We start from the raw sequence: 17,130 nt of genomic DNA on the forward strand, positions 1-17,130 counted from the left end.
GCGGGATTTTTTTCGCCCTGCCCCCTTAAGTCTGATGTAATCATTCCGTAAATTAGAATTGGCGGTTTTTCGGCACGCCCAGCCGTAAAAATGGGCCGGCGGCTACGCGAACTTGACTTCGTCTGCCCGTCGATAACATGGAATCAAGGGTTCGCAATCGGCGCACCCAACAACAAGACGAGGATAACAACGCAATGAAGAAGCTCACGACCATCAGCCTATCCGCCCTATCGGTTGCGGCCGCACTGACCCTCGCGGCCTGCGGCGGTGGTGGCGACGGCGGCAGCACGAACACCGGTTCGACGGGCGGTAACAACCCGAACCCGTCCAACCCTGGCACCCCGTCGACGACCGTACCGGGCACGGTCGACAGCGCCCAGTATCCGGCCGGCAGCGCCCAGCTCGCCGCGCTGACCCTGCTGAACCAATACCGGACGCAATGTGGCTTCCCGGCGCTCAAGCAGAACACCGTGCTTGACCAAGCCTCTCAGGCACACGCTCAGTATATGGGGCTGAACAACGGTGTCACCGACTCGGAGGTGAGCGGCAATCAAGGGTTCACCGGCGCCACCTATGCTGACCGTGCAACCCACTTCGGTTTCCCGTCCAACGCGATCGGTGCAGGCGTCTCGGGCGGCTTTGCGGTCACGTCCAATGGATTCTCGCAAAGTATTGCGGGCACGGGCTTCGTGAATTCGCTGGTGGCGGGCGTATATCACCTGAGCGCCGTGATGTATCCGACGGAATTGGCTGGTTTCGGCGAGTATGAAACCCAATCCGTGGTACAGGGAACAAACGTCACGACCGCGTGGCAGACGATCTCCCTCCGGAACACGTCGACCGTTCAGCTCGCCTCGTCGCCGCTGACGTTTCCGTGCCAAGGCGTAACTGGTGTTCCATATGCATCGCGCGGCGAGACGCCGACACCTCCCAACGTGAGCGGCATGTGGGGAACGCCGATTACCGTCGTTGGCAACATCACCGACACCATTTCGCTTTCGACGGCTGTTCTTACAAGCGGATCTGGACAAATCGCACTTCAAGTTCTGAACGCTTCGAGCGATCCGAACAAACTCGTTCCTCAAAACGCGGCGGTCGCATACTCGGCGTCGCCGTTGTCGCCGAGTACCCAGTACACCGCAACTCTCACTGGCAGCGTGAACGGGCAACCGTTTAGCCGAAGCTTCACGTTCACGACTGGAAGCGCTGCAGGTTAAGCCCCGCACAGACAAAAAGAGGACCAGCCGGTCCTCTTTTTTTATGCTGAGCCTAGTGGCTGCATTGGCCGTTGCCTGCACCGGTGGTATTGACCCAGAATTTATCGACCCCGCCTGTCGACCGATTCACATAACAGAACCCATCCCAGACGTTCTGCTGACGGCACGCGAGCTGCTTGTTGTACCACGGGCCGGTCATTGGGGCGTTGAAAACCGCGTACTTATCTCGGGTGAATCCGCCACCGTACGGGTAGTTTGGGTTGACGCCAGGAGCGGTGCTCCAGTCTATCCACGGTCCTTTGACTCTGAACGGTGCGTCTTTCGTTATTTGTTGGTCAATTGAATAAAAAATCCTCTTATCCTCATCGCTCATCCTATAGGTGCTCACTACCGCCGTACAGACCTGATTTGGATCGATCACCGGAGCTGGTGGCAGCGGTGCCGCACACGCCGGAGCGCTCCAAGACTGGCCATTCCAAGTTGGCGGCGAGAGCATGTCGAACCCGGAAGGACACGATGGAGAGGGTTGAAAATTGCACTGCGGGTCCGACCATCTCGACCCTTGCCAGACCGACGCAGCCACCGTCGTCCACCCTGCGCCGGTTTGGCACTGGGGCTGCGGGATCGCGCCGTTGCGAAGCGGAACCGCGCACGTCGAATCCTGATATCCCGGCGTACATGGGATCGGTGCACAGGCCTGTCGCATTCCGATGTACGTCCCGGCTTTGTCGTAAAACGGATACGATCGTAGACCGAACCCCGGCTGGCACGATCCGTCCGCACGTGCGCCGCTCGCCCCGATCAACAACAGCACAGCCATACCCCACTTCATCCAGCTTTTCACTTGCCTCTCCCTCAGTACGAACAATAGGTCTCGACGACGGCAGTACCGCTGATCCCGCTTCCGTTGCCGTCAGTAATGAACACGGTCCACGGACCACTGCCCGATGCCGAGACATTGACCGTCGCAGTCGGATTCACGTAGAAGCTCACCGGACTGAAGACGATCTGCGGCGTCCCACCCGTCGCACAGTTCGGCGCAGGAACGCCCCATCCGTTCTGAACCATGAAGTAACCGTGCCGTAGAGCCGGCCCACCGATCGGTAACCATGCGTGGTCCTGACAGGACAACACCTGTCCACGCCGGTCGCTATTTTGCGCAATCGCGCCATTTAACGGGCACCAAGCGCGCGGCGTTGCAATCGCGCCCGGCGTGATCGTCTGCGTCACCTGCAGCTGGCCGTTCACAGTGCTGTCGCCGGTCGAGATCGGAGCAGGCGCGGATCCGTCCGCAGTCTGCACGACCAGAGTTCCCGGTGTGCGCACCGCGTTGCTGACCGCGACATTCGACGCGGCAAGCGTTGGCGCCGCGATCGCCCCGGTCGCGTCGATGTTGCCTACGTTGTGCAGGTCCACGCCATTGACGTCCTGACTACCCGTCCACTTCAGTGAGCCGTCACGTCGGATGAACACCGAGTTTCCGTCCGATGACGGGCCGTTCGTCGCCATCACGACGGCCGCAGGCGCGCCGGGCACCGGATTGTTGGCCGTCCACGCACCGTTGAGCCCGCGAACGATCGCCGAGTTCTGCGTCGTCGAAAACCCGAATCCATTCCCGGCCGCCTGAGCCACAATGCCGGCACCGGCGACGTCCGGTTGACCGAGCCTGGTCACCGGCTTCGAGGAATAAAGGACGTAGCTCACCTGGCACGACGTCGTGCCGGTCGCACAGTCGTCCGGACCGGCGCTCATCTGAATCATGTAGCTGCCACCCCAGAATGGTCCGGCAGCATAGTCCGCCTTCAGATATTTGCCTGCGCGCAGTTCGGCGAACGTCGGTGGTGTGATGGGCGTGGACTTTCCCCCGACCATCTGCCCCACCAACGTCCCGTACTTGTCCGTCACCCACATCGACAGCGCGGCATTGATCACCGCCTGGTTCTTCCCCTCGGCGCTCAGCACGTCCTGCCGACGCTTTTCGACGTCGCGCTGGATGCCTTGGACCGTCATAAGCGCAGCAGCGACCAGCACGATCACGGCTTCAACAATGCTGAGCATCGGGGATCCTTAGTTATCCTTGGTCGCGTACATGACGATGCTCGCAGTGGCGCCGGCCGACGCGCATGCCGTTGCCGCAGTTCCCGAACTGAAGTCCGTCGACGGTCCCTTAATCGTCGTGTTGTTCACTTTGACTTGCGTGTATGTTCGCGAAACCGCCTCGGCCGAAAGCGTGCATACCGATGTGGGGACCGGGTAGGTCAACGCGATAGCATCGTTCGTCGCAATCACCGTGGCTGGGGCAGCAGTAACGGCCCCCCCGAAGATTCCCGTCAGCGTTCCTGACGTTTTGTTCAGACGGCGGCCCGCCGTGCTGAATGCCAAGCCTTGCGTGAGCGAGAGCATCGATACCCCCGCGTAGTCGATTTCACCGGCTGTCGCATCCTGAATACCACTTCGGAAGTACTGAGCTTCGCTCTTGAATTCCGATGCGTGGATACGATCCATAACGTAGGGGCGCCCCATGTAAACGAGAAGCGCGATAAGCGCCCCCGCAGCCATTACGCCCGCGGCCTCAACCAGCGACAGCTCCCCCTTTTGCTTGCGACGACTTTTTCCGATGAAGTATCGGCGCTTTGTCGCCAGTGGCTTCTTGATCGGTTTCATGCGATGACTCCTGTTAGTTTTGATTGACAGAGATAGAGGTCCCGTCGAATGCGACAGCGCCTGTTGCAAAGTACGACCCCACACCGAAAACGATGAACATCAGCACCGCCCCGCCGAGGAGTAGGTAGTGGGTAATCTTCGCGTTGCGGCGCACGACCTCGACGACACGCGAGAGAGAGTTCTGACCGAGATCCTTGATTGACTCGACGAACTGGTCTCGCGCGGCCGCATCGGTCAGGATGTCGATCGTCGTTTCCGAGAAGATCCCAGTGTCGAGCGCATGCATCGACTTATCTGGATTCGCCGTCAGTCGCGCACTCATCTGGCGGAGGTGCCAACGCATCCACGGATCCGCCGATTTCGCGAGTTTGTCCAGCGCAGCGCGCAATGTCAGCCCAGAATCGAATAGGCCGGCCAGTGAAACGATCAACAAGGCGGCCCGAAGGTCGCGTCGATTGCGCCACATGAGCGGCATCGCATCGACTCGATTCCTTAGTTCGCCCGTCCAATACTTCAGCGTTTGGAAATAGCCGAGAATTAACCCAGCGACGACAGAGCTTGTGAGCCACCAGTATTCGGCGCAGAACGTATCGAATGCGTAGATGAACTTCCCGAACGCGGACCACTTTTCGAGCGGTAGCACGTCCAACGTTGCAGGCAGAATCTCCGATCCGAACAACACACAGAATGCGTAGAGATAGACAATAAGGAAGGCCGGATACGCCATCTGCATCGACGTTGTCGCGGACAGCACACCTTTCGCGTGTGCCGCCATCTCAGCGAGCTCTAGACCGCGAATCGCCGCGTCGTCTCGCGGCGATTGACCTGCCAGTTCAAGAAGCACGAATTCGTCGTTCGGGATAAACGACCTGATCGCGGTCGCGAAGTCGTCCCCAGCGCGCATGCGCTGCGCGATTTTCTGGAAGGCCAGCCACGAGAAGTTTTTCCGCTTTCGATGGCGCTCCGCGAGCGTGTCCAACCGCTCGAGCAGCGTCTCGCTGTTGCGCAGCCCCTTCTTCGCGACGTCGAGCCGTGTTTCGCGATAGAACATCGCGCGGCTCGCCTTGAACCGCCAGGTCGAAACACGCAGGCGCTCCGTCACCGGAAGCATCCTGAAGAGGGCGTAGAAGAATGACTTGATCACGACGCAATCACCCCATCGGCATCGGGAGCCACCCGGTATGCATCGAATGCGCACATCGATTCGTCAATGAACCGAGGATCGATCAGTCCTTGCGACGCCTTGTACAACGCATGCTCGTAGACAGTCTTACCCGTCATGTCGGCGTTCGCGAAATCCGTCTTTCGACTCGTCCGCCATACCTGCTCCGCACCACTCCAGTCACGGACAGCGACACGCGCGAGGAACTCCGGCGTCGGCCGGTACAGTTCCATCGCGAGGGTCTGCCCTTTGATGCCAGCGGCTACCTTGCCGTCGCGGGTGAACAGCCCCGGACGGCGGCAATGTACGCAGCCATCTTCGTCACGGCACGCCATGGTCGACGTGTCGAGCCCGAACTTGCGCTCGAGCGTCGCGATCTGCGCGGGCGAGAGCACGTCGCGCGCCGGCCGCTTGCAATGAGGGCAGAGCTTCGGAATCAGCTTCTGGTTACCGACCGCATTCAGGAAGCTGCCCGACGCCACCTCGTCCATCGGCAACTTCAGCCGGCCGCCGACCAGACGCATCACCGCACCGAGAATGCCGTTGCCGTGCAGGGTCGCTCGGACCGGATGCCCGGTCAGCGAAAGCTCGGCGACCAAGCCTGCCAGCACCGAGTCGCGCACTTCACCGATCGTCAGGTCGTCAGGGTCCATTCGCATCAGTGTGCGAATCACCTCGACGATCTTCCGGTTCGCGTCCTCGTCGGTTTCACCGGGACGCCGTTGGATCGAGATATCCGATAGCCACGGCGCCGGCACTTCAGACGGTTCGTTCACGGCGAACTGCTTGATGCGATCGCGGTTCGGCACGAGATAGGACATCGCACGCAGCAGCGTCGTCTTTGCGGAACCTGTCTCGCCAGTCAGGAAGGTCGCCCCGCCCGTCACCTTGCCAAGGCTGTCGAGGATTTCGAGCTGGCTTGCTTCCAGCCCCATCTCGTGCGGCAGCAGTACCTTCACCTTTTTGAAGTTGCCGTCGAGCAGCCGGAGCGCGACATCGAACCCGCCAACGAGCGGCGTGCTCTGCCAACGGATATTGACGATATTGGAATTCACAACGAGCGGGATCATCGCCGACTGCGGCGCCGTCGGCTGGAACGTCTCGCCAGAATTCGTGTTTCGCTGAACCAGATCCTGATAGGCCGCCGACAACGCACGCCGCACCATTGCCTTCGGCATCTTCCGGTACGAATACAGCTCACCATCGACACGCAACCGCAGCTCGACGTTTTCCGTGTGTTCGCGGTATTCCCAGTGAACGTCACCCGCTTCATAAGCCGTCGCAGCGTCGACGACATCGCGAAATGCACCGATCGCCCGCGAGGCCTCGGGCACGAAATCGGATGCACGCTGCTTCTCCTTGCCGTAAAGCGCAGCGATCACCTCCTCGTCGCCGACCATTTCCTCATGGACGGAAATATCCGCGTGTGCGAGGTCCTTCAGATAGGTCGCGTACAGCTGGCTCTCGTGGAACCGCGGGGTGGCCACCACGATAGAGATCCCGGCCTGCAGCTCGACCGCAATGAACTCGCGGCGGGCCGCGTCCGTCACCGTGAGCGCCGCATGCTCACCGCGCTGGCACAACACACGCTTGAAGCTGAGCGACTCAGCATGGACGAGACGTGGCCGACCACTCTCAATCGCGATCTCCGGCGTCTCAATTACATCCGTGCCGATGCGCCGGACGGTAGGCGGGACGTCATAACCCGATGCCCACGACGAAGCCGCCTCGCCGTTCGGCCTGGTATCCGCCTCCGCAGGTTCAACCGGTTCGGGCGCGCGTGCGAAACCTCCCACCGGGTCGGTCGCCTGCTCGGCCCCTACCTCTGCATCGGGTTCCGCTGCGGGCGCTGCATTCATGCGCACATCAGCCATCGGGATCGACGCTTCCGGCCCGGCCGGCGCACCGATGTCACTTGTCGCCTCCGACGAGGGCTGGTCAGACGCTCCACCGGCCGGGGCAAATTTCCGATCCGGATTGAGGCCTTCGTCGATCACCGCGACGTCCTCGGCTTCTTCCTGCGCTTGACGCAGCTTCATGGCCATCGTCATCGGCTGGCCCTGGCTGGCTTGCCGGGGATTCACCGGCTTGCTCGTCGACTTGAAGTGCGGCTCACGGACGCCATTCGCTTCGACCGAGAACGCGGCATCGCCACCGTCGACCGGCTCCCGCCCAACGATCGGCATCGACGACGGCGAGCTATCGGTAAAGCCTGCCTTGAACGCCTTGAGCCGGCCGAGCAGCCCGCGCTTCGCGGGTTCCTGCGGTTCCACTTCCGCGAAGAAGCTCATTGCGCACCTCCGAGCGGGATGCCGGGCAGCGGCGCTCCTGCGGGCAATGGCGAGCCCAGATCCACGAGCGAACGAATAGCGGTCGTCGCCGGCGACTGCATCGGCGCGGCGCCCCGAATCGGCTCCTTCCATGTGCGCTTACCCTCTGCCACCGTCACTGCATATCCGTCGACGCCCTTGACGCTCCAACCGTTGAGCAGCGTCGCGCCAACGCGGGCCGGGTAGATCGCGTCGCGGTAGGAATACAGGACGTGTCCGCCGGCTTCGTCGTTGAATGCCCCGAGGAAGGCCACCGGCTCTGCATGGACGCGCGGCAAACGAATCGGCTTCTCGACCGGCTTCGAGGCTGTCTCGGTTGCGACGCCGCTCGCAGCAATGCCCGGTTGCGGCTGCGACATCGCGCCGGGCGGCAACATACCGGGCGCGCTCGCGCCCCCGCCCAAACTTCGAACAACGCTCGCGCGGGCCAGTTGATCGATATCGTCGATCGAGAGCTTGGCGCCGACCGGATCGGCATGCGCGGACACGGCGATACCAACGCCCGCCGCGATGAGTGCGTGCTTAATCAAAGACATAGTATTTGCCCTTCGCAGTGAAGTGGACGCCGTACGGCGAGTCGCCCGTTTCCTTGTCGGTGGTTGGTGCTGCGCCCTCATTGAGGCGCAGCTCGACCTTCAAGGATTCGAGCGCCATGTTGGGCGGCAGCTTGGCGAGCAGCGGCGACTGCCAACGGAACCCTTGGATCGTCCAGTCGCCCTGCTTGAGTAGGCGTCCGACACGCGCCCCCTCCCCCGCGCCTGGCGTGGCGATAAGGGGGCGCGCCTCGCCGAGGCTGACCGTGTAGCCGTAGGCACGAAGCTCGAGGGGCTGGACCGACATGCGCTGTGGAGGCGTCTGCAGCATGTCGATGAAAGTCTGCTCAGGGGGCCAGCTTTTCGATTCGCTCTCCATCAGGGAAGCGGCTTTCGGAACGGCGGGCCCGCGCGAAGTCAACGTGCGGCCGTCACGCGCGAAGCTCAGCGGGCGCATATCTGCCGTCGCGGCCTGATCGAACCCGGCGAAGGTGCCGCCGTTCCGGCGAAACGTCATCGTGCAGAACCCCGACGACGAACAGTTCGCCTCCTGAAACAGCCAGCCCTTGATCACCGTTTCCTTTCCGCCGACGGCAGCAAGCAACGCCGGCGCCAGCTCGGACGCTCGCGGTTGCATACGGGCGAACACGTCGCGAACAGCGCCGGCGTACTGTTCGGCGAAGGTCGGCGCCCGCGGAGGGGGCGGCGGCGGCGACAGCATGTCCGCGATCTTGGGCCCACCGAAGAAGGCACCCACCACGACGACGAGTACCGGAATAACGGTCGGCAACGAAATGGGTGGCCGGCGCAGACGCCCGGTCTTCCGGTTCGCCAGCAGCTCGCTCGCTTGAAACGGCTCGTCGACATCGCCGATCCGATCGCCCGAGCCGAGCGTCACAAGCTCCAGGTTGCCTTTCAGACACTCCTGTTCGATCGCGAGGCGACGCGCCTGCGTCGATTCGGGCGTGAGCACCTCGTCACTGCGGACCGCACCGCGCACGACGAAGACCAGGTAGACACGCATGCCGTCCTGCAGCAGCACAAGCGCTGCTGGTCGGCTCTTGATCCGTTCGTGGAGCGCAACGCGCGCTGCGCCCGAATACAGGCGTGCGCCTTTTATCTCCGACATGTCCGGCTCGGCGAAGCCGCCGATCAGCTCGGTGCCGACCTTGAACTCGACGTAGTGCGTCGCATTGAACGCGTCGGTATAGCGCCGGCGCTCAGCGCTCCCGCCCTTCACCGGGTAAGCCCGCCAGTCGATGCCGAACACCAAGCGTGAACGCTTGTCGGTCGGCAGAGGTTCCGTGATATGCATCATGGCGTCACATCGACGGAACGACCGTCGCCTTCAGCATGATCACCTGGAACGTCTTCGACTTGTTCCAGCGGCCGGTGAGGCCGGCGAGGCCCGCATTCGTCGTGCTGTCGGCTTGATCGGTGATCGCGCCATACAACACCACCGTCTGGCCGTCCGACAGTGCGATCGTCTGGTCGTCCTTCGTGCCGACCGTATGCGCCAGCTGGATCTGTTGCTGGGTCTGGCCGGAGCCAGCACCCGCGCTCGTGAACGGACCGTTGAGCTTCGAACTGTCCGCCCAGTACGCGAGCACGATCTGGTTGTGATCGTTCACCGCCGGCAGCACATTCACGAAGTCGCCCGTCGTGATGGTTCCCGGCGTTAGCCCCGGCACGCCACCGGACGTGGCCGTCAGGGAGCCGGACGATGGCGTCGTCGATCGCAGGTAGTCATCGCTCTTGAACGATGCGATCGAGACCGGCAACCCATTGAGGGTCATCTTGGTCATTGTGTTGTCCTGCACCGTGCGACCGTATTGGTTCAGCGCGTTCACGACCGCGTTTGTGCCTGAAAACGGCGCGTCCGGGCGTAACACCGACACGCCGACCGAGCCGCCACCGGTCGCAAGCGAAGTCGGGGACGTGAAACTGATTGCGTAGCGCGCAAGGCCCGCATGCATCGCGTTAAACACGACGTCGGCATTCATCCCAGCCTGACTGCCGTTGTTCAATGCGATCTGGAGCGTGCGAACCGTGATCGCCACCTGACGCGTGGAGATCGCGTTCTCGTGTTTGAGCAGCTTCCCGATGTTGTCAGCTGCTTCCTTGGTGTCGTACACCATCACCAGCCGACTCTGCGGGTTCACGCTCACACGGCCCATCGGCGATTTCAGCTTGTCGATCTCCGCCGTGATCGCCGCAATCTGATCGAAATCGCCTTCGCGACCGGTCGACGTCTGCGCCGAGAACGACCCGGTGTTGCCGCCGGAGCTACCGCCACCGCCGCTACCCGACTGATTGCCGGTCGACGTGTCCATCCCCTTACTCATCGTCGACTTGATCGACACCTTGCCCGGGATCGCGGCGATCTGGTACATGCGGGTGACGAACCGATTCACGTTGATCGTGCTGCCGTCGAACGACCAGTCGAGACCCAGGTCGGTCGTCATGTTCCGCATGTACATCCCGGTCTTGCCGGAAAACGCCTGGCGGTAGATCGGCTCTTCGGTACGCGCGGCGTTGTTCTGCCCTTTCGACTCGGTTTGGCCAGGTACCAGCGAGTCGCGCGGCACGAACACGTCCGGGCTCAGGTGCACCGGATAGCCCGTCGCCGTCGAAATCAGCGTGGCGATCTGCTTGATGCCGAGGTTCGCGGGCAACGTGACCGTCTTGTCGCGGAACACGGCGGGCAGCGTCGCCTCGTAGGCGAGCGGTACCAGCCGGTCACCCAGGAACGCGGTGGGCACGTCCTCGACCAGCGCCATCGGAGCAGGCCCTTTACCAAGCGCGTCCGAGATCGTGCGGTGAGCGGCGTCGTAGCTGTCGTTGACGTCCTGCTGTGTCACGGCGCAGCCTGCGGCCATCAACGCGGCCGCAATCGCGACCGTGGATTTCAAAAGGTGAACACGCATGGTTCTCAATCCTGGCAATTGCCCGCGCGTGCGATCACGCGGATGACGTTGTTCGAGTGGCGGCACGCGCGCGTCGGCGTCCGCATATGGTTCGTCGCCTTCATCACCTGCTGCAGCACGGAGGTGAAGTCGCCCGTGAAGGACGCGTTGAATTCGAGCGGCAGGTCGTCGTCGATCTTCCACGCCAGTTGCCAGCCCTGCTGCTGCAGCCACCGGTCGAGCGCGTCGCGCAAATTCACGTCCGCCGGCGTCACCGAGAATGTCAGCGTGCCGCTTGTGCCTGGCGCACTGGCACCCGGCAACACGACCGCAGCAACGTCGGTCTGCGACGCCCCTGCGCTCGAGCTCGCAGACGCCGGCAGCAACTGAGCCTGCTTCGGGCTATCTGTCGCCGCCTGAGGCGCCTTCGGCGTCGAGGCGAGCACTTGCCATCCGTCGGCGTCGATGGATTTCGCGGCCGGATCGGTCACGGCGTGCGCTGCAACGGACAAGACGGCCAGCGTCGCTGCCACGATCGCGCGAACACGCGCCTGATTCGAATGTGTCTTCTGCATGGTTACCGACCCTGTTGCATAAAGCGGCGATAGATCGCGCTGGCGTAGACGAGCTGCTTGGATGGGGTGACCGCGTTGTAGGCGCCCACCGCCTTCCAGTTCGGACCAAAGCGGCGCACGTTCGACGCGAGAATCCACGCTCCGACGTAGGCGCTGACGCAGCCGTTGAAGAGGTGCTCGCGCCGGATGCCATAGCGCGCCAGCGTCGGCAGCCATGACGTGTTGATCTGCATGAGGCCGATGTCCTCGCTGCCGTTCGAGTTCCGATTCACGGCGGTGGGCCGCATGCCCGACTCGTGTTGCGCGATCACACGCAGCAGCCGCGGATTCACGCGATGAAACGTGGCCGCGTCATCGAGGCAGTCAGCGCGGGCCGGCAACGCGGTGACCGCGATCGCGGCGGCGACGATCGATACGAGATGCTTCACGACGTCGGCCCTCCGCTCGCCTGCAGCGTTGTGTCCGGCGTTTCGCGATAGACGACTTCCTTGCGGCGCTTGACGTGGATCGTGTTGCCGTCGGCCGTCACGGTAAATAGGTCCGACGTCCCCTCGAACATGAAGTAGCGGCCCTTCTGCTCGCCGATGCCGAGGTTCCGTGCATCCGTCACGCCGACCCGGACGACCGATTCCGCGAACTTGAAGTACGTGCGGCCCTCCCGATCGAAAACGGCCTCGAGCTTGGCCGGATTCGGCTGATCGAAGTCGTAGACCGTCTTCGCGTCGCGCGTCACCTCGACGCGGTTCGTCGCGTCAGCCACGATGAAACGCTCTGCGCGATCGATCGTCATCACGCTCTTTACCTCGTCCCAACTGGTGCGCAGGTCCTTCCCTTCCGGCGTCTTGAACGTGACGGCATTCGCCGGCTTCGCCGCGAAGCGAATCTGCATGTGCGTGTCATCGCCGTCCCGGATCGCCTGTGCGCCGAATCGTTCAGCCAACCGCGACACCGGCGGCGGTTCTGCCGTGACGCGCGCGACAACGCTGTTCAACCCGGCCTCATCGGCGTCGCGACTCGACGACGCGTAGTTCAAGGCCGCGGACTTGGGCGCATCACGATGCAGGCGCACGTGGCGCGCACCGAAATCAACGTCGGCATACAGCCCGGTTTGCGTCATCAGACGATCGAGCGCCTGCATCCAGTTCTCGCCGTCACGCGTGCCGAACTGCTCCGGCGTCGTCAGGTCGACGTCCTTCTGAGCCGATCCCGTCCAGCCCTGCGGGACGAGCGCCTTGACGAAGCCGCCGACCGTCATCGACGCGTGAAGCGCGCGAACAGGGGCAAGCGCGGAGCGCGTGCCGATCATTACGAGGCGGTTGGTGAAGCCATCAAAGCCAGCCGGTTGGTCGTCCTTCATTGCAGCCAGTGCGCCGCTGCCGCCGATGAACGTATTCGCCTTCTTCCAGCGGGCCGTTGCCGAGTGGGCGCCGACCTTGTAGGTAATCGATGACGGCGTGCCCTCGACGACCACGTACGGGCCTTCGGTATGGCCGCCCTCGGCGACGATGATCTGGCCGGCGCGCGGCTGGATGTAGGTCTTCTCGCCGTCGTTGAAGATGAGCGCCGGCCGTTCGGAAATGCCGCCGAGGATGTCGTAGTCGAAATCGAACGGATCGGTATTTGCCGCCGACGCGGCCCCGCACACGATCGCCAACGCGGCGCACGCGAGAGTCTTGGTCGTGTGCTTCACAGTCCTGCCTCGATCATGGAAAGGTGTCGGACGAACCGTGCGAGGTACGAGCGACCGGGATTGGGGTTCGCGCTGTGGTAATAGGCGACGGCCTTCGCGACCGAGTCAGTGCGCGCGAAGTTTTCGGTGAGGATCGCTTCTGCCACCGCGACGTTCGTCGCCGGCGCGAGCGCATCCCAGGCCGACGCGAAGCGCCTGCCGTGGTAGCACCAGTTCACCTGCATCAGACCCACGTCAAAATTGCAGCGCTCGCGCGCAAGCAGCAGCTCGATCGCCTTATAGGCTTCCTCGCGCGACTTGAAGAAGTAGCCCTGGCCCGCGACGTTCAGCGTCCAAGGCCATGCGCGGCCGCGGTAGTTCGATTCGTTCAGCGCGATCCCGGCGAGAATCTTCGGATCGACATTCGTGTGCAGCAGCTCGAACGGCACGACCGCGCGCGAGCATGCCCAACCGCCCCGTCGCTCAGCGAGCGCGGCCTGCGCACCGTCGTCGAGGACAAGCGGCTGCAGCCAGCCACGCTCAATGAAGAGATCGTCTAGCGCGACATCGCGGCCGTCGATCGATACGGTGACACCCGTGCTAGGGGAGCTGCGCACGGCCTGCCCGATCAGGGGCGACGCCCATTGGACGAACGCGTCGAGACCGCAGTAATAGACCGGCTTGCCGGGCAACATCGCGACCTGACGCGTTTGTCCGTCTTGAATGACGACACTCACCGGGCTGATCACCTGCGCGATCACGGCCGACTCGGCACATGTGCTCGCCAATGCCATCGCGGCAGCGAAAACCACCTGCTTGATCATCGCGGCCCCCGATACGGTTCGAGCACCATGTCGCGATTGATCTTGAGCATGAAGTGACGCTCGCCCGGCGACGAATTGATGGTCGGGGGGATGTTTTTGTAACGGTCGAGCACCGACTGCGCCGTTTGCGCGGCGATCTGGCCGCCCGTGCTGCCAACTTGGGTGACGCCAAGCGGGCCCGTCGTTGTGCTCTGGTCGCCGCCGGAGAATTTCTTCACCAGAATGGCGGTCAGGAAAGATGTCGAATAGATCTTCCAGAAGTGGTTGTTCACGTGACCGCTGAATCCGGCCGCACCGTTGCCATCCGCCCCTTGCGCGCCATACAGCGGCACGTGCTTGCCGTTCGGCAGCCGCATTTCTGCGCCAGCGACAAGAATCGACTCCTGCCCCGGCTCAATGTCCGAGCTGTACGGCGCGACGATCGTGGTGCCCCACGGAATCACCAGGCACCGGCCATCGCCGTTGTTCGCGTACACATCGGTCTCGACAGTCAGCGATGCAGTGCCGGGGCGATCCGAGTTGAGCTCCTCGTTTGAGAGGACGGGAATCTTCGCCGGCGGCGACAACGTACAGCCCGTCGACTGGCCAACGAAGCCCGATCGCGGGAAATCTTTGTCGCCTTCGCTGATCTTCGCGACGTCGTGCAAGAACGCGTTATCGCGCTGTTGCGTGGTCATGGGACCAGCGACCTGCCCGCCGCGCGAAGCCAGCGCGGCCTGCGCCGTCGCGTCTTTCATCGCAGCATCTTGTGCGGCCGCCTGCTGCAGCAGCATCTGTTGCGGCGAGATGATGCCGTTCGGCAGTTGCGGCTGCTGAGGCTGACTTTCCTTAACCTTGACGCCGGCACGGAAGATCGGCGAGACGTAGATACTGTCCTGGTCGTTCGCGGCTTTGAGTTCCGCGGTGCTGGCGCTCGGCAACACCGCATCAGCCGAGAGCGTGGGCTTCTTCGCGTTTGCCGCTGCTGCAGCGCTGGCGGCGGCAGCGGCTTCAGCTGCGCGTCGACGAGCTTCAGCCTGTTGCTCTTCGATGATCTTGTCGACGTCGGCCTTGTTGCCATTGCTCTTGTCGACCGCTTCGGCCGCTCGTTCGCGCTTCGCCTTCAACGCATCGGCCTCGGCCTTATTGGCTTCAACGGTCTGCGTGTAGAACCCCAACGCGCCGATTGCCAAAGCGGCAATTGAGCCGACGGCAATCATGACGTTGCGCGGCACCTTGCCCTTGAACAACGCTTTCTCTTCCGGGCTGGTCGGATCGGTGTGCTTCGCCATACCGACCTCAGAATCCAAACAGGCCGCGACGGCCGCGCGTAATCGTGACTTCCTCGCCCGGTCGGGTGAGCTTCACCTCGTCGGCCAGTCGCTGGATGACGATGTATGGGCCGCGGCGGATGAAGTTCGGGCTGACGACGTCGCCGCCGTCCTTGATGGTCGGTACCGCGAATGGTGTACGCGGCGGCATCCGAATCCAGATGAACGTGCCGTCGTCGAAGACCGTCTCGGGCTTGAGCGAGCTCGTACCAGAGACGGTGTACTCGAAGTTGAGCTTGTCAGGCGATACACCAATCGGCCCGGAATCCGATTGGGAACCATGGTCAGCATCCTGATCGTCGCCGGTCGCGGCCCCGCGCGCACGTACCTTCGCCATCAGCGAATTCGGATAGTTGAAACGCACGTTCTGGTAGAACAAGCCGCCCAGCGGTGACGAGACTAGCGTCAGCTCGTACTCGCGCTTGTTGGTGCTCAGGTGCAACGTGTTGACGAGGCCCGGTTTGGTCGGCTTCACGTAGACGTGATTTGCGCCATCGGTATCGAGGACCCACTGCACCGAGTCTCCCATCGCCGGCTCACTGATCAGCGTCTCCCCTCGTTCCAACTCGATCGTCGTGAGCTTCAGGGGCGCGGTCATCACACGGTAGATCTTGTCGCGGCTGTACGAGAACACGGCCATGCGCGCGTCGCCCGGCATCGTGATGGGGTCGGCGCCGGAGTTGTACGGGTTCACCGGACTCATTGCGTCGCCGATGATGCTGCCGACATCGAAGTTCGGGATCGGCGCGATAGGGTTCGCGGCGTTCTTCGCGGCGAACGCATTGGCCGACGCTGCGATCGACGCGAGCGCGACCCAGGTCAGAAAGAAGCGTGGTCGTTTCATGCGCCGGTTTTCTGCAGAGTGAAGAACGGGTAATAGAGGCCATACGGGTTCGTGCCCAGCACGTCTTCCGCCGTCGGGGGAATGATCTGGTAGCGAACCGTCAAGGCGAAGCGGATGTCTGCTGACTTGTCGCCCGGCGATTGCCGCGTCGAGGTCGTGAACTCGACGACCGCCGTCGAGTCGTCAAGCAGTGACACATTCGTGACCTTAGGCTCGCGGACCAGCTTCGGGTTGGTGGTGATCTGGTCGAATGGCTTGTCGTCGCTGATCCACGCCGCGAATTGGTTTTTCGCGTTGGCCACCATCTTGGCCTTGACCGAGTTGATGTTCTTGGCGAGCCGGGACGTGCGGATGTCATCGGTCAGGACGGGCTCGATCGTGAACCAGTGCTCGACGTCCTCTTTGATTGCCGTGCGCTTCGCCTGATCATCGGGGTTGTAGGCGGCCAGTTGCTTGACTAACGGATTGCCGCCGGCGTCCGATGAAACACCATAGGCCTTCACCACCGAGGGCGGCGGCTGCCGGGTGTAGACGGCACCACCAGCGACGATCGCGAGGATGAAGCAGAAGGTCTTCCAGTGATTGGCTTCGACGCGCAGACGCGTCCCCTGATCGAAGATGATCTTTTCGGGATCGTCGTTCGAGTAGTGGCCGGGCGCCGGCGACAGGGCGACCTGCTTCTTGTTGCGGGGGAAGAGTCTGGAAAATCGCATCACGGAGTTCCAATTGGGACGGATCAATTGGAACAGCCGAGGTGACAACGACACGTGGGAAAAGAGCCGTCATTTCGGGGCCCTTTTCGCGACGCGAGGAAACGCTGGCCATCGGTGCGATTGCGCTCAACCGGTTGAGGGGTGTACGGCAAAAAGCCCTATGAAATTCGTGAGCTTTTGGACTGAACGTGGATATGTTTTGCAGCTATCGTGTCTCGGTAAGACGCGAAGACAGCTTGCATAGATTGCATGCTGCCAATCCCCCGCTTCAATAGTCCAGCTCGGATGCGATGTCGCACGGATAGCTCGCAGAAACAACGGTTTACGTTGCGTCACGATGGTTTCACCGGCACCGGTATGACTGCATCCCCCCCACAACCGGT

15 protein-coding genes are annotated in these 17,130 nt (G+C 62.6%); 1 reads left to right on the plus strand and 14 read right to left on the minus strand.

All coding sequences use genetic code 11. The features are described from left to right. Positions 1–194 precede the first annotated feature (194 nt). Positions 195–1,217: a CAP domain-containing protein gene (locus HWX36_RS33535; RefSeq protein WP_175958054.1), complete on the plus strand. Its 1,023-nt coding sequence runs from the start codon at positions 195–197 to the stop codon at positions 1,215–1,217. A gap of 855 nt (positions 1,218–2,072) precedes the next feature. On the opposite strand, the gene HWX36_RS33540 is transcribed toward HWX36_RS33535, so the two are convergent. The 14 genes from HWX36_RS33540 to HWX36_RS33605 are packed head-to-tail and all read right to left on the minus strand — an operon-like array spanning position 2,073 to position 16,747. Next, a complete protein-coding gene (locus HWX36_RS33540) occupies positions 2,073–3,275 on the minus strand; it encodes a hypothetical protein (protein ID WP_175958055.1) in 1,203 nt (400 codons plus the stop codon). Between the two features lie 9 nt (positions 3,276–3,284). Next, a complete protein-coding gene (locus HWX36_RS33545; protein ID WP_175958056.1) occupies positions 3,285–3,881 on the minus strand; it encodes a type 4 pilus major pilin in 597 nt (198 codons plus the stop codon). A 13-nt stretch (positions 3,882–3,894) separates the two neighbouring features. Further along, positions 3,895–5,025 carry a type II secretion system protein gene (locus HWX36_RS33550; RefSeq protein WP_175958057.1) on the minus strand — a complete coding sequence of 377 codons (1,131 nt, stop codon included), beginning with the start codon at positions 5,023–5,025 and terminating at the stop codon, positions 3,895–3,897. Further along, positions 5,022–7,334, minus strand: a complete 2,313-nt coding sequence (locus tag HWX36_RS33555) for an ATPase, T2SS/T4P/T4SS family (protein ID WP_175958058.1) — start codon at positions 7,332–7,334, stop codon at positions 5,022–5,024. The genes HWX36_RS33550 and HWX36_RS33555 overlap by 4 nt, the downstream gene beginning before the upstream one ends. Beyond that, the gene (locus tag HWX36_RS33560; protein WP_175958059.1) at positions 7,331–7,909 is read right to left on the minus strand and encodes a hypothetical protein; all 579 of its coding nucleotides are present in this window, start codon (positions 7,907–7,909) and stop codon (positions 7,331–7,333) included. Before HWX36_RS33560 ends, HWX36_RS33555 begins: the two co-directional genes overlap by 4 nt. Further along, entirely contained in the window at positions 7,896–9,224 is a 1,329-nt protein-coding gene (locus HWX36_RS33565; protein ID WP_175958060.1) for a hypothetical protein, read from the minus strand. The genes HWX36_RS33560 and HWX36_RS33565 overlap by 14 nt, the downstream gene beginning before the upstream one ends. 4 nt (positions 9,225–9,228) lie before the next feature. After that, complete coding sequence (locus tag HWX36_RS33570; RefSeq protein ID WP_175719063.1) at positions 9,229–10,833, minus strand: type II secretory pathway protein; 1,605 nt, start codon at positions 10,831–10,833, stop codon at positions 9,229–9,231. Positions 10,834–10,838: 5 nt separating this feature from the next. Further along, on the minus strand, positions 10,839–11,387 hold the full coding sequence (locus HWX36_RS33575) for a toxin co-regulated pilus biosynthesis Q family protein (protein WP_175958061.1): 549 nt from the start codon (positions 11,385–11,387) through the stop codon (positions 10,839–10,841). A gap of 2 nt (positions 11,388–11,389) precedes the next feature. After that, complete coding sequence (locus HWX36_RS33580) at positions 11,390–11,815, minus strand: lytic transglycosylase domain-containing protein (RefSeq protein WP_175958062.1); 426 nt, start codon at positions 11,813–11,815, stop codon at positions 11,390–11,392. Further along, positions 11,812–13,077 (minus strand): TrbG/VirB9 family P-type conjugative transfer protein, encoded by a 1,266-nt coding sequence (locus HWX36_RS33585; protein ID WP_175958063.1) that lies wholly within the window; start codon positions 13,075–13,077, stop codon positions 11,812–11,814. The genes HWX36_RS33580 and HWX36_RS33585 overlap by 4 nt, the downstream gene beginning before the upstream one ends. Further along, positions 13,074–13,880, minus strand: a complete 807-nt coding sequence (locus HWX36_RS33590) for a transglycosylase SLT domain-containing protein (RefSeq protein WP_175958064.1) — start codon at positions 13,878–13,880, stop codon at positions 13,074–13,076. Before HWX36_RS33590 ends, HWX36_RS33585 begins: the two co-directional genes overlap by 4 nt. After that, the gene (locus tag HWX36_RS33595) at positions 13,877–15,151 is read right to left on the minus strand and encodes a TrbI/VirB10 family protein (protein WP_175958065.1); all 1,275 of its coding nucleotides are present in this window, start codon (positions 15,149–15,151) and stop codon (positions 13,877–13,879) included. The genes HWX36_RS33590 and HWX36_RS33595 overlap by 4 nt, the downstream gene beginning before the upstream one ends. Positions 15,152–15,158: 7 nt before the next feature. Continuing rightward, complete coding sequence (locus tag HWX36_RS33600; protein ID WP_175958066.1) at positions 15,159–16,034, minus strand: TrbG/VirB9 family P-type conjugative transfer protein; 876 nt, start codon at positions 16,032–16,034, stop codon at positions 15,159–15,161. Beyond that, positions 16,031–16,747, minus strand: a complete 717-nt coding sequence (locus HWX36_RS33605) for a type IV secretion system protein (RefSeq protein ID WP_175958067.1) — start codon at positions 16,745–16,747, stop codon at positions 16,031–16,033. The genes HWX36_RS33600 and HWX36_RS33605 overlap by 4 nt, the downstream gene beginning before the upstream one ends. Between the last annotated feature and the right edge of the window lie 383 nt (positions 16,748–17,130).

Origin of the sequence: Burkholderia sp. BCC0405 (genome assembly GCF_902833075.1) — a bacterium.
In the GTDB taxonomy this organism is placed as follows: Bacteria; Pseudomonadota; Gammaproteobacteria; order Burkholderiales; family Burkholderiaceae; genus Burkholderia.